Here is a 14,211-nt window from a genome sequence, read left to right on the forward strand (position 1 = left end):
AAAAAAGTCTGATTTCCTCTTTGTCGCTTAATCTAATTATAATTAAATAATTTTTTTATTTATCAACCGATGTTTGCGTAGAACCATTTTTTAGAGCATTTATTTATTTTCATCTTCAGAGAAAGTTAGAATCTGGAGTGCTTGAGGCAATACTTCAATTTCAATAGGGGTTTCTAAGTTAATTTCTCCATCGATATCAACTTTCATCTTAGGCTCCGTTGATAAAGTAATATGAGAACCTGAAATGTGGTCAATGCCTTGCGTAATTTCATTCCAATTCATACTATCTCTTTTCTTAAAGACATCATTTAGGATACTAAAGCTTTGTTTATCGAAAATGAAGCTATTTACTTCCCCATCCTGAGGAGAGAGATCAGTAAGTGGAATACGTCCACCTCCAATATTAGGTCCATTAGCAATAACAAGCATAGAAGTGTTGCCAGTATGTGCTTTACCATCGACTGATAACTTAAAGTCAAAATGTTCAGGGTCCATTAATGTTTTAACCGTTGAACCAATATAGCTTAATTTACCAAAGATATCTTTACGTCCTTCTTGAACATTTTCGGCATTTTGCACGATTAAGCCTAATCCAACAAAGTTCAATACATAAGTACCATTCACTTTCATGACATCATATGTTTCAATATGAGCATCAACTAATTGTTCACTTGCTTTTTCGTAGTCAGCATCTAAATTTAATGTTTTAGTAAAATCGTTAAATGTGCCTCCAGGAATGACACCAATTGGAATATTGAGGTCGTTAGTCATGACACCATTGACCAGTTCATTTACCGTGCCATCTCCACCTAATATAAATACGATATCAACATCATCACTATAAGCGTGTGTTTTAATTTGTTCGCAGTATTTAATAATATCGCCTTCGTTTTCACTTAATTGAACAGATAAGTGTTTACATATTTTAGTTAACGATTTAGCTACTGCTCCTAAACCTTCGTATATGTCTTTTAGGCCACTATGTTCATGGTAGAATAGTACGCCATGATTAAATTTTTGAGTCATATGAATGCCTACTTTCATTTTAAAACTTCAATTATATACTAATACCCTGATGATATATATGATAATTACATCTTTTGAAAATAAAGAAAAGTAATTTACATATAAAAGGAGGTTGAAACACATCTTTTGTTTCAACCTCACGAATAATTAAATTAATTTTACTGCAATAAATTTAATTAATGAATACCTTTCATTGCTTTAGAAATCTTAGGTGTGAAGGCTAAGATGATAATTGTAATCACGATAGCTACTGCGCCTAAGAAAATAAAGTAATTTGTTTGACCTAAAGGTTTAATTAATTTAACTAACGTACCGTTAAGTGCTTGTGCTGATGCATTTGTTAATAACCAAATACTCATCATTTGAGCGTTGAACGCTTTAGGCGCTAATTTAACGGCAGCACTATTACCAGTAGGTGATAAGCATAGTTCGCCGACTACACATACAACATATGAAAGAATAACCCAGTTTACTGAGAAGTGTGTATTGCCATAGCTCATACCAATAATTCCTATCAAGATGTATGAAGCGCCGGCTAATAATGTACCAATACCAAATTTAACTGGTAAACTTGGCTGTCTTTTACCCATTTTCAACCAAATTGTTGAAACGACTGGTGCGAATAATAAGATGAAGAGTGGATTGATTGATTGGAACCAAGCTTCACCAAATTTTGTCTTCCAGCCAAATAAGTTCATTTGCATATCAGAACGTTCTAAACCATAAATGTTTAGTACGTTAGAACCTTGTTCTTGGATTGCCCAGAATAACATACCTAAGATAAATAATGGAATGAATGCTTTAACACGAGAACGTTCTACATCTGTAACGTCTTTACTGCGAATCATTGTTGTGAAGTAGATGATTGGTAATGCGATACCAAGTACAAGTACTGTATTACTGATTAAATCGAATGTTAATGTTTGAGTAAAGTATGTAACTAACAATACGATAACAATGATTGCTACAACGATACCAACAATTAAACTATATTTTCTTTTTTCTTCAGCTGATAGTGGGTTAGTTGGTTTCATACCCACTGTGCCTAAATTTTTTCTGTTGAAAAGCATGTACCATACTAAACCTAGTGCCATACCAATGGCTGCAATTAAGAATCCAGCATGGAAGTTTTTAATATCAATAAAATGTTGAAGTACGATAGGTGAAATTAACGCACCTAAGTTAACTGACATATAGAAGATTACAAAACCTGCATCCATACGTGTGTCATTCTCAGGATATAAACGACCAACAATATTTGAAATGTTTGGTTTCATTAAACCTGAACCAATAATGATAAAGAACATTGAAGAGAATAAGCCAAACATTGCGAATGGTAAGCTTAGACATATGTGTCCAATGATAATTAATACAGCACCAATTAATGTGGCACCACGTGTTCCTGTAAGTCTATCAGCGATCCATGCCCCTGGAATAGAAGACATATAAATAAGTGCGCCATATACAGACATAATAGACATGGCAGTCGTTTGATCAATACCTAATCCGCCGTCTTTAAGTGCAAAATACATGTAGAAAATAAGCATTGCGCGCATGCCATAGTAACTAAATCTTTCCCAAAATTCTACAAAGAAAAGTACACCTAATCCTCTAGGGTGACCGAAGAATCCTTTCTGAGGTATGCTTTGAACAGCTTGTTCATGGGAATTGTTTGTTGCCATAAGTATCCCAATCCTTTCTTTCCCTTAATGACTAAAACATTTCTAATAATACTTATAGTATAAGAAAAGGGATTTCTTAAAAATTAAAATTTTTAAAATTTTCAGTCAATTAGTTGATACTAAATAAAATATTAAGAATAAGTTTTCCCAATGTGAATAGTCTTACTCTTATAGAATTTTAAATGATATTAATAAAATACGCTTTAATTCTTTAATAGGCAATAGTGAATTTAAATAAAATGTTTCAAAAATGAAAAAATTCCACTAAATTTTCGGACAATTTAGTGGAAAAGATACAATTTTTAACGATTATCTACTTTTTCAGGATACATATCATGGTTCATTAAACGATGTTCCGCCATTTTTTCATATTTTGAATTAGGACGACCATAGTTTGTATATGGATCGATTGAAATACCACCACGCGGCGTGAATTTGCCCCATACTTCAATATAGTGTGGATCCATTAAGTCGATTAAATCATTCATAATAATATTCATACAATCTTCGTGGAAATCTCCGTGATTTCTGAAACTGAATAAATATAATTTTAATGATTTAGACTCTACCATTTTTACATTAGGAATATATGAGATGTAAATTGTGGCAAAATCTGGTTGTCCTGTGATAGGACATAATGAGGTGAATTCTGGACAATTGAATTTTACGAAATAATCGCGTCCTTGGTGTTTGTTATCAAATGTTTCAAGCACTTCTGGTGTATAGTCAAATTCATATTTATTATTTTGATTACCTAATAATGTAATATCTTGTAACTCATCTTTTTGACGTCCTTTAGTCAAATGACTCACTCCTTAGTATTAGTTTGTTGCTCAGGTAAAACTTTTTGGCGACGGGCCTTTTCAAACATATAGTAGCTAGCACCGATAATAATGATATATCCAATAATAGCGTAAAAGTCTGGTGTTTCTCCAAAAAGAATAAAACCGAATAATGCTGTAAAGATAATAGAAGCATAAGTGAAAATTGAAATATCTTTTGCAGGAGCGAAACTATATGCTAATGTTATTCCAATTTGACCAACTGCTGCAGAAAGGCCAGCACCTAAAAGATAAACCATTTGTATAGTCGTCATAGGTTCAAAAGTTGCAATTGAAAATGGAATTAATACAACTACTGAAAATAGTGAAAAATAAAATACAATAGTATATGGTGCTTCTCTAGTACTTAATGCACGAACACAAGTGTATGCAGACGCTGCAAAAATACCTGAGAATAGCCCAGCTAACGATGTAATCATAGTAGATGAAAATTCTGGTTTGACTATAAATAACATACCAAATATCGCAATAATCATGGCGATAATTTGATATTTACGAACTTTTTCATTAAGGAAAATTAAACTGAGTAAGATAGTCCAAAATGGATTCAGTTTCATTAACGTGTCGGCATCACTTAATACCATATGATCGATAGCGTAAATATTTAATAAAACACCAATCAGGCCTAATGTAGAACGAGAAATTAGAAGGGGCTGGCTACTTAACTTCCCGAACATAGGTTGTTTATATTTAAAAATAAAAAATAATGGAATAAACATTGCTACAAAATTTCTAGCTAAAGATTTTTGAAAAACAGGTAAGTCTCCTGCCAACCTAAAAAATACTGACATGAAACTAAAACCAACTGCAGAAATTAAAATAGCAATAATTCCTTTAACTTTCGGATTCAAGGTTTATCGCCTCATTCATTAAAAAATTAACGTATATATAGTAGCATAATTCATTTAGAATTGCATGAGCACTTGCAAACAATATAAGCGCATAATATAATGAGAAGCGAACGTACGTTCTTAATTTTAGAAATAAGATATCATTCTGCACTAAATTTATATGTTTCATTCGTGTTTTTAACGATAATGATTGAGAATTTGTGTTGTATTGTGCAAAATTTGTTGTGTACATAAAAGATTTGCTCTCAAGAACATTGATAACTCAATGTTTAGTGTTATCGATAAAAATGCAAGCGAAAGCCCTCGGAAAATGAAAATAAAAAATTTTACTGATTTTAAGTTTGGTGTAATGCACTTTTAAACGTTTTCCCGAACTTTTGTCACTAAATCTTGTCTTTTAATTGCTAAGGCAATTCGGTATAATGAAACACAGAATATAGTATTGATTTTAAAAATCAAACACAACATGTTGTGTTTGGAGGAGAAAAAAGTAATATGTGAATTATTCATTTTAATAGAAATATCACACTGATTTATGTGCTTTTTCTTGAAAAATCATACTATTAACACGTACGAGCGAAATAAAATCATTATAAAGATGGTAGAGTTTAAACACAATATGTAGTGGTTAAACAATGAAAGTCAGTTTTGGTTACTAAATCATTAACTTAAAGTAAACGTTGAACTCGTAAAATACATTTTATTATTGTTTAAGATAAGTTTTCTTATACATTTAAGAGAACTTCTTTTTAATTCATTATATAGATTGACGAAAGAGGGCGTTCCAATGAAAGTAGTTTATTTCTCCTTTTCTGGAAATGTACGACGATTTATCAAACGTAGTGGGCTCACAGATGTAATGGAAATAACTAAAGAGAATTGTAAGGATAGTATTGAAGAGCCTTATATTTTAGTTACTGGAACAATTGGATTTGGGGAAGTACCTCAAGAAGTACAGTCATTTTTAGAAGTAAATCATCACTATTTACGTGCCGTTGCAGCCAGTGGTAACCGTAATTGGGGACAGAACTTCGCCAAAGCAGGACACACGATTTCAGAATCGTACAATGTACCTCTGATAATGAAATTTGAAGTACAAGGCACGAACAAAGATGTTATTGAATTTAAAGATAAGGTGGGGCATTTCAATGAAAATTATGGACGAGAAAAAGTACAATCATATTGAGCTAAATAATGAAGTAACAAAACGTAAAGATAATGGTTTCTTTGATTTGGAAAAAGATCAAGAAGCATTAAAAGTATATTTAGAAGAAATTCACGACAAAACAATATACTTTGATAGTGAGATTGAGCGCTTGCATTATTTAGTAGACAATAATTTTTATTTTAATGTCTTTAAACAATATAGCGAAGAAGATCTAGTAGAAATTACTGAATTTGCTAAGTCAATTAATTTCGAGTTTGCTAGTTATATGTCAGCAAGCAAATTCTATAAAGACTATGCGCTTAAAACAAATGATAAATCTCAATTCTTAGAAGATTATAATCAACATGTTGCTATTGTTGCTTTGTATTTAGCTGCAGGTAACAAACAACAAGCCAAACAATTCATTTTAGCGATGATTGAACAGCGTTATCAACCTGCAACACCTACTTTCTTAAATGCAGGTCGTGCTCGTCGTGGCGAATTAGTTTCATGTTTCTTATTAGAAGTTGATGATAGTTTAAACTCAATTAACTTCATTGATTCAACTGCTAAACAATTAAGTAAAATTGGTGGCGGTGTAGCAATTAACTTATCTAAATTACGTGCACGTGGTGAAGCGATTAAAGGTATTAAAGGTGTCGCTAAAGGTGTATTACCAGTTGCTAAAGCTTTAGAAGGTGGCTTTAGCTATGCTGACCAATTAGGTCAACGTCCTGGTGCAGGCGCAGTTTACTTAAACATCTTCCATTACGACGTGGAAGAATTCCTAGATACTAAAAAAGTAAATGCGGATGAAGATTTACGTTTATCTACAATTTCTACTGGATTAATCGTACCATCTAAATTCTTCGATCTTGCTAAAGAAGGTAAAGACTTCTATATGTTCGCACCACATACTGTAAAACAAGAATACGGTGTAACACTTGACGATATTGATTTAGAAAAATACTACGATGAAATGGTCGCTAATCCTAATATCGTTAAAAAGAAAAAAGATGCACGTGAAATGTTAAATATGATTGCTCAAACGCAATTACAATCAGGTTACCCTTATTTAATGTTTAAAGACAATGCTAATAAAGTGCATGCTAACTCAAACATTGGTCAAATTAAAATGAGTAATTTATGTACAGAAATCTTCCAATTACAAGAAACTTCAGTAATCAATGACTATGGTATTGAAGATGAGATCAAACGCGATATTTCTTGTAACTTAGGTTCATTAAATATTGTGAACGTAATGGAAACAGGTAAATTTAGAGATTCTGTACACACTGGTATGGATGCCTTAACAGTGGTTAGTGATGAAGCAAATATTCAAAATGCACCAGGCGTAAGAAAAGCCAACAGTGAATTACATTCAGTTGGTTTAGGTGTTATGAATTTACATGGTTATTTAGCTAAAAATAAAATTGGTTATGAATCTGAAGAAGCAAAAGATTTCGCTAATGTCTTCTTTATGATGATGAATTATTATTCTATTGAGCGTTCAATGGAAATTGCTAAAGAACGTGGAGAATCATATCAAGACTTTGATAAATCAGATTATGCAAGTGGTAAATATTTTGATTTCTATACTAAAGAAGACATCACACCTAAATTTGAGAAAGTAAAACGTTTATTTGAAGGTTTAGATATTCCTACTGCTTCTGACTGGGAAGCTTTAAAAGAACAAGTACAACAATATGGTTTATATCATGCGTATAGACTTGCTATTGCACCAACACAAAGTATTTCATATGTTCAAAATGCTACAAGTTCTGTAATGCCAATCGTAGACCAAATTGAACGTCGTACTTATGGTAATGCTGAAACGTTCTATCCAATGCCATTCTTATCACCAGAAACAATGTGGTACTACAAATCAGCATTCAACACTGATCAAATGAAATTAATCGATTTAATTGCGACGATTCAAACACATGTAGACCAAGGAATTTCAACTATCTTATACGTTAATTCTGAAATTTCAACACGTGAATTATCTAGATTATATGTTTATGCACATCATAAAGGTCTTAAATCTCTATACTACACTCGTAATAAATTATTAAGTGTAGAAGAGTGTACAAGTTGTGCAATTTAATTAATAGATTAATAACTAGATACCGATAATATAGATAAAGAGGAGAAGGTATAAGTATCTCATTTTCTAGGAAATTTGTACCTTTTCCTCTTAAAAATGTAATTTAGTTATGTGATATAAAAGAGGAGGATTTATTAAATGAAGGCCGTCAATTGGAATACTCAAGAAGATATGACGAACATGTTTTGGCGTCAAAATATCTCACAAATGTGGGTGGAAACTGAATTTAAAGTATCAAAGGATATTGCAAGTTGGAAGACATTAACCGAAAATGAGAAGAATACATTTAAACGTGCATTAGCAGGATTAACAGGATTAGATACACATCAAGCAGATGACGGTATGCCACTAATCATGTTACACACAACAGACTTGCGTAAAAAAGCTGTATATTCATTCATGGCAATGATGGAACAAATTCACGCTAAAAGTTATTCACATATTTTTACAACATTACTTCCATCAAGTGAAACAAACTATTTATTAGATACTTGGGTAATTGAAGAGCCTCATTTAAAATATAAATCCGACAAAATTATCGAGAATTATCACAAATTATGGGGTAAAGAAGCGTCTATTTATGATCAATATATCGCAAGGGTTTCAAGTGTGTTCTTAGAAACATTCTTATTCTATTCTGGTTTCTATTATCCTTTATATCTTGCAGGACAAGGTAAAATGACTACTTCTGGTGAGATTATCAGAAAGATTTTATTAGATGAATCTATTCACGGTGTTTTCACTGGTTTAGATGCTCAAAGTTTACGTAATGAACTTTCTGAGAATGAAAAGCAAAAAGCTGATAAAGAAATGTATAAATTGTTAGAGGAGTTATATAACAATGAAGTATCTTATACACACATGTTATATGATGATATCGGCTTAAGTGAAGATGTGCTTAACTATGTTCAATATAATGGGAATAAAGCTTTATCTAATCTTGGCTTTGACCCTTATTTCGAGGAAAAAGAATTTAACCCAATTATTGAAAATGCCTTAGATACATCTACTAAAAACCATGACTTCTTCTCAGTTAAAGGTGACGGCTATACATTAGCGTTAAATGTAGAAGCGTTGCAAGATGAAGATTTTATTTTTGATAATGAATAAGAATACTATGAAGCGATTTCGATTTTAATATATCGAAATCGCTATTTTTATGTGTAGAATTTTTAATGATAGAAAATATTAATAGTTACATACAATGCATAAAATATTCCCTTCGCGTAAATTAAAAATTTAAAAAGCTATTGAAATTAATTCTCACAATCTTTAATATTAATAGTAATGATAATCATTATCATCAGTTGGAAGTGAAGAAGTTTAATACATATTTTGCAAGGAGAATAGCTAATGAAATTTTTATTTAAGGGATATGTTTTATTTGTTTTATTAGTGGTTTTAACTATTGTCTCCTTATTTGTGGGAGTGAGTCAGCTCTCTCTTTTTGATATTTTCCACTTAAATGACGAACAAAGGAATATCTTGGTTTCAAGTCGAATTCCTCGTACAGTTAGTATCCTTCTTTCAGGAAGCTCACTTGCTTTAGCAGGTTTAATTATGCAACAGATGATGCAAAACAAATTTGTAAGTCCTACCACGGCCGGAACGATGGAATGGGCGAAATTAGGTATTTTAATTTCACTCATCTTTTTCCCAAATGGAAACATTTTAATTAAATTATTATTTGCAGTTGCTTTAAGTTTAATTGGAACATTTTTATTTGTTCAATTAATTAATTTTATTCGTGTTAAAGAAGTCATTTTTGTTCCCCTTCTAGGTATTATGATTGGCGGCATTGTATCAAGTTTTACTACATTTATAGCTTTAAGAACCAATGCATTACAAAGCATTGGAAACTGGCTTACTGGTAACTTTGCGATTATAACGAGTGGTCGTTACGAGGTTCTATATTTAACAGTGCCTTTACTTATTTTAGCTTTTATTTTCGCAAATCATTTTACTATTGCGGGGATGGGGAAAGACTTTAGCCATAACTTAGGTGTAAGTTATGAAAAAATCATTAATATCGCTTTATTTATTACTGCAACGTTAACAGCTTTAGTTGTGGTAACAGTAGGAACTTTACCATTTTTAGGGTTGATTGTACCAAATATTATCTCTATTTATAGAGGTGATCATTTGAAAAACGCATTGCCACATACGCTTATGTTAGGTGCGATTTTTGTATTAATAGCTGATATTATTGGAAGATTAATTGTTTATCCTTATGAAATTAATATCGGTTTAACGATAGGTGTATTTGGCACAATTATTTTCCTAATCTTACTTATGAAAGGTAGGAAAAATTATGCAAATTAGTTCTAATAAAAAAATAGTCATATTAACTGTTATAGCAATTTGTATGGCAATTTTTTACTTATTAGTAGGTTTAGATTTTGATATATTTGAGTATCAATTCCAAAGTCGTTTGAAAAAATTCATTTTAATCTTATTAGTCGGTGGGGCTATAGGTACATCAGTGGTAATTTTCCAAGCGATAACTACTAACAGATTGTTAACGCCTTCTATTATGGGGCTTGATTCTGTCTATCTATTCGTAAAAGTATTACCAGTCTTTTTATTAAGTGAACAAGCTACTATTGTTACCAATGTATATTTGAACTTTTTAATTACCTTGATTGCGATGGTTATATTTTCACTACTACTATTTCAAGGAATATTTAAACTTGGTAACTTTTCAGTTTATTTCATCCTATTAGTAGGGGTTATATTAGGAACATTCTTCCGAAGTATAACAAGTTTCCTTCAACTTATAATGAATCCAGATTCTTTCTTAGCAGTTCAAAGTGCGATGTTTGCTAGTTTTGAAGCGGCAAATTCTAACTTGGTCGTAGTTTCAGGGATTTTACTAGTTGTTTTAATTATTATTACTATTATACTTCGCCCATATTTAGACGTGCTTTTATTAGGAAAAGCGCAAGCCATTAATTTAGGGGTTTCCTATGACAAGATGACACGCATTTTACTTATTATGGTGGCTTTGCTTGTTTCTATATCTACTGCATTAATAGGGCCTATAACATTCCTTGGTTTATTAACAGTTAATTTAGCCCATGAATTTATGAAAACGTTTGAACATAAATATATTTTGCCAGCGACAATTTTATTTAGTTGGATTAGTTTATTTATGGCGCAATGGGTAGTTGAAAATCTTTTCGAAGCTACAACAGAATTCAGTTTAATTGTGGATTTAGTAGGTGGTAGTTACTTCATTTACTTACTGGTTAAAAGGAGAAGTGCAAATTGATTCAAATCCAAAATTTAGACAAATCAATACAAAACAAACCTATTTTAAAAGATATTAACGTTAATATTAAAAAAGGAAGGCTTACTTCTTTAATTGGTCCTAATGGTGCTGGTAAAAGTACGTTATTATCTGCCATCAGCCGCTTATTTGAGTATGAAAAGGGGACTATTACAATTGAAGGTAAGTCGGTCTTAGATTATAAAAGTGACGATTTAGCTAAAAAGTTAAGTATTTTAAAACAAACGAATCATACTGAAATGAATATTACTGTTGAGCAATTAGTTAATTTCGGTCGTTTTCCATATTCAAAAGGGCGAATGAAAAAAGAAGATTATGAAAAAGTTGAATATGCCTTAGATCTATTACAACTTAAAGAAATTAGAGATAGAAATATAAAGACACTATCAGGTGGGCAACGACAACGTGCATATATCGCTATGACGATTGCACAAGATACAGATTATATCTTGCTTGATGAACCGTTAAATAATTTAGATATGAAACATTCAGTACAAATTATGCAGACATTACGCTCATTATGTCGTGAATTAGATAAGACCATTATCATTGTTTTGCATGATATTAACTTTGCTTCGTGTTACTCAGATGATATTATCGCGCTTAAACATGGAGAAATCGTTAAAGCAGATGTTAAAGATAATGTGATTCAATCTGATATTTTAAAAGAATTATACGAAATGGATGTACATATTGAGGAAATACGCGGACAACGTATTTGTCTTTATTATGATGAAGTCACATTCGACTCAATTTAATAAATAGAATTTAACCTCAATCTTCAAAGGGGTGATGCGATCGAAGACGTAAATTAGAGAGAAGTCTAGATGTAACTTAGCACTAAGGTTAAATTTTACTAAGGAGTCGTATAAATGAAAAAAACTGTCTTATTTTTATTATTATCATTAGTTTTAGTTTTATCTGCTTGTAGTAATGGATCAAAAAATAGTGATTCCAATTCTAAAAGTGAGAGTAATGACTCAAAAGAAACAGTAACAATTAAAAATAATTTTGAAGCCAGTGGTAAGGAAGAAGATGGCAGTGATGCGAAAAAGGTATCTAACACTGTTAAAGTTCCTAAAAACCCTAAAAACGCTGTTGTATTAGATTATGGCGCACTAGATGTATTAAAAGAAATGGGTGTAGCTGATAAAGTAAAAGGCTTACCTAAAGGTGAAAATAATCAATCTTTACCTAAGTTTTTAGATGAATTTAAAGATGATAAATATTTAAATACTGGTAACTTAAAAGAAGTTAATTTTGATAAAATCGCAGAGGCAAAACCTGAAGTCATCTTTATTTCAGGAAGAACAGCTAATCAAAAAAATCTAGATGAATTCAAAAAGGCTGCGCCAAACGCTAAAGTTGTCTATGTAGGTACAGAAGACAAGAATTTAGTTAATGATATGAAGAAAAATACAGAGAACTTAGGTAAAATCTACGATAAAGAAGATAAAGCAAAAGAAATTAATGAAGATTTAGATGAAAAAATCTCTGAAATGAAAGACAAAACTAAAGATTTCGATAAAAAAGTGATGTACTTATTAGTGAATGAAGGTGAATTATCTACTTACGGACCAAATGGACGTTTTGGTGATTTAGTATTTAATACATTAGGATTTAAACCAGCTGATAAAAATGTAAGCAATAGTCCTCATGGTCAAAATGTTAATAATGAATACATTACTAAACAAAATCCAGATGTTATTTTAGCGATGGACCGTGGTTCAGTTGTAGGCGGCAAATCTACAGCTAAACAAGTCTTAGGAAATAACGTTATTAAAAATGTTAAAGCTGTTAAAGATAACGAAGTATATGAATTAGATCCGAAATTATGGTACTTCGCTTCAGGTTCTTCAACAACTACAATAAAACAAATTGATGAATTAGAAAAAGTAGTTGATAAATAACACTCATTTATAGAGGTTCCGTCGTTAAAGACGGAGCCTCTTTTCATATATCTAAAAATTAAAAAATATGTTTAAAAATAATATTGCCAACTGCTGAATAATAAAGTAATATAAAATTAATGATATTGATAATCATTATCATTAAAATACATCGAAGGAGTTTGACATCTATGAAGAAATCTATTTTATTTATATTATTGAGTCTTGTCCTGGTATTAACAGCATGTGGTAAAGGTTCTGATAGTAAGAATAACGAATCTAAAAATAACGATAGTAAAGAAACAGTTAAAATAGAGAATAACTACAAAACACGTGGTGAGAAAAAAGACGGTAGTGATGCTAAAGTTGTTAAAGAAACAGTAGAAGTTCCTAAAAATCCTAAAAGTGCGATTGTCTTTGATTATGGGGCAGTTGATATTCTAAAAGCGTTTGGAGTTCAAGATCAAATTAAAGGTTTACCTAAAGGTGAAAAGAATTCTACACTTCCTAGCTTTCTTAGCGAATTTAAAGATGATAAATATATCAATACAGGCAATATGATGCAAATTAACTTTGATAAAGTTGCTAAAGCAAAACCTGATGTTATTTATATTTCTAATAGAACAGCTACACAAAAAAATATTGATGAATTGAAAAAAGCTGTTCCTAACGCTGCTATCCTTTATGTCGGTTCAACCGAAAAAAATTATCTTGATGATATGAGAAGGGTAACAACTAACTTAGGAAAAATATATGGTAAAGAAGATAAAGCAAAAGAATTAATTGATGAGTTAGATAAAAAAATTGCAGATACAAAAGCAAGAGCTCAAAAAGCAAATAAAACTACAATGTACTTATTAGTAAATGAAGGTGAATTATCAACATTCGGTCCTGGAGGACGCTTTGGTGATTTAGTATTTGATACGTTAGGCTTTAAACCTGCAGACAAACATGTTAAAGCTAGCCCTCATGGACAAAATATTAATAATGAGTACATCACTAAGAAAGATCCGGACATCATTTTAGCAATGGATAGAGGACAAGTAGTAAGTGGTAACTCAACTGCTAAACAAACCCTTGCGAATGACGTCATTAAAGATGTAAAAGCGATTAAAGCGGGTAATGTTTTTGAATTAGATCCAAAATTATGGTACTTCAGTGCTGGATCAACTTCTACAACTATCAAACAAATTGACGAATTAAATAAAATATTAGACAAAGTAAAATAGAAAATCAGAAGGCTCAATAGTACTAATGAATTAGCACTATTGAGCCTTATTGTCATAATTCGGCTCTATAATAAATCGGACTGATGACTAAAAATCATCAGTCCAATTTTTATGTTTTGAATACAAAAATAGCGCAATTACCTCTATAA

12 protein-coding genes are annotated in these 14,211 nt (G+C 31.2%); 8 read left to right on the forward strand and 4 right to left on the reverse strand.

Translation table 11 applies throughout. The features are described 5' to 3' along the window. Nucleotides 1-99: 99 nt before the first annotated feature. The 4 genes from CD128_RS10360 to CD128_RS10375 all read right to left on the reverse strand — a co-directional run bounded on the left by CD128_RS10360 (nucleotide 100) and on the right by CD128_RS10375 (nucleotide 4,401). The gene (locus CD128_RS10360; RefSeq protein ID WP_103329835.1) at nucleotides 100-1,026 is read right to left on the reverse strand and encodes a diacylglycerol/lipid kinase family protein; all 927 of its coding nucleotides are present in this window, start codon (nucleotides 1,024-1,026) and stop codon (nucleotides 100-102) included. 176 nt (nucleotides 1,027-1,202) lie between these two features. After that, nucleotides 1,203-2,708 (reverse strand): S-Cys-Gly-3M3SH uptake peptide MFS transporter, encoded by a 1,506-nt coding sequence (locus CD128_RS10365; protein WP_103329836.1) that lies wholly within the window; start codon nucleotides 2,706-2,708, stop codon nucleotides 1,203-1,205. A gap of 302 nt (nucleotides 2,709-3,010) precedes the next feature. Beyond that, nucleotides 3,011-3,511, reverse strand: coding sequence for a preQ(1) synthase (gene queF / locus CD128_RS10370; RefSeq protein ID WP_103297213.1), 501 nt, complete (start codon nucleotides 3,509-3,511; stop codon nucleotides 3,011-3,013). A gap of 5 nt (nucleotides 3,512-3,516) precedes the next feature. Further along, the gene (locus CD128_RS10375; RefSeq protein ID WP_103329837.1) at nucleotides 3,517-4,401 is read right to left on the reverse strand and encodes a DMT family transporter; all 885 of its coding nucleotides are present in this window, start codon (nucleotides 4,399-4,401) and stop codon (nucleotides 3,517-3,519) included. A 787-nt stretch (nucleotides 4,402-5,188) separates the two neighbouring features. Between CD128_RS10375 and nrdI the strand changes: the two genes are divergently transcribed. The 8 genes from nrdI (at nucleotide 5,189) to CD128_RS10415 (ending at nucleotide 14,062) form a co-directional block, all read left to right on the forward strand. Beyond that, nucleotides 5,189-5,587 (forward strand): class Ib ribonucleoside-diphosphate reductase assembly flavoprotein NrdI, encoded by a 399-nt coding sequence (nrdI, locus tag CD128_RS10380; protein ID WP_103329838.1) that lies wholly within the window; start codon nucleotides 5,189-5,191, stop codon nucleotides 5,585-5,587. Next, nucleotides 5,550-7,655 carry a class 1b ribonucleoside-diphosphate reductase subunit alpha gene (gene nrdE, locus CD128_RS10385; RefSeq protein WP_103329839.1) on the forward strand — a complete coding sequence of 702 codons (2,106 nt, stop codon included), beginning with the start codon at nucleotides 5,550-5,552 and terminating at the stop codon, nucleotides 7,653-7,655. Before nrdI ends, nrdE begins: the two co-directional genes overlap by 38 nt. Nucleotides 7,656-7,793: 138 nt before the next feature. Next, nucleotides 7,794-8,765, forward strand: a complete 972-nt coding sequence (nrdF, locus tag CD128_RS10390) for a class 1b ribonucleoside-diphosphate reductase subunit beta (RefSeq protein WP_103329840.1) — start codon at nucleotides 7,794-7,796, stop codon at nucleotides 8,763-8,765. 243 nt (nucleotides 8,766-9,008) lie between these two features. Next, nucleotides 9,009-9,977, forward strand: a complete 969-nt coding sequence (locus CD128_RS10395; RefSeq protein ID WP_103329841.1) for an ABC transporter permease — start codon at nucleotides 9,009-9,011, stop codon at nucleotides 9,975-9,977. Then, nucleotides 9,967-10,926: an iron chelate uptake ABC transporter family permease subunit gene (locus CD128_RS10400; protein WP_103329842.1), complete on the forward strand. Its 960-nt coding sequence runs from the start codon at nucleotides 9,967-9,969 to the stop codon at nucleotides 10,924-10,926. Before CD128_RS10395 ends, CD128_RS10400 begins: the two co-directional genes overlap by 11 nt. After that, nucleotides 10,923-11,702 carry an iron ABC transporter ATP-binding protein gene (locus CD128_RS10405; protein ID WP_103329843.1) on the forward strand — a complete coding sequence of 260 codons (780 nt, stop codon included), beginning with the start codon at nucleotides 10,923-10,925 and terminating at the stop codon, nucleotides 11,700-11,702. Before CD128_RS10400 ends, CD128_RS10405 begins: the two co-directional genes overlap by 4 nt. 114 nt (nucleotides 11,703-11,816) lie before the next feature. Next, nucleotides 11,817-12,854 (forward strand): ferrated catecholamine ABC transporter substrate-binding lipoprotein SstD, encoded by a 1,038-nt coding sequence (locus CD128_RS10410; RefSeq protein WP_103329844.1) that lies wholly within the window; start codon nucleotides 11,817-11,819, stop codon nucleotides 12,852-12,854. 170 nt (nucleotides 12,855-13,024) lie between these two features. After that, on the forward strand, nucleotides 13,025-14,062 hold the full coding sequence (locus CD128_RS10415; RefSeq protein WP_103329845.1) for a ferrated catecholamine ABC transporter substrate-binding lipoprotein SstD: 1,038 nt from the start codon (nucleotides 13,025-13,027) through the stop codon (nucleotides 14,060-14,062). Nucleotides 14,063-14,211 lie beyond the last annotated feature (149 nt).

The organism is Staphylococcus croceilyticus, from assembly GCF_002902575.1.
GTDB classification, from domain to species: Bacteria; Bacillota; Bacilli; order Staphylococcales; family Staphylococcaceae; genus Staphylococcus; species Staphylococcus croceilyticus.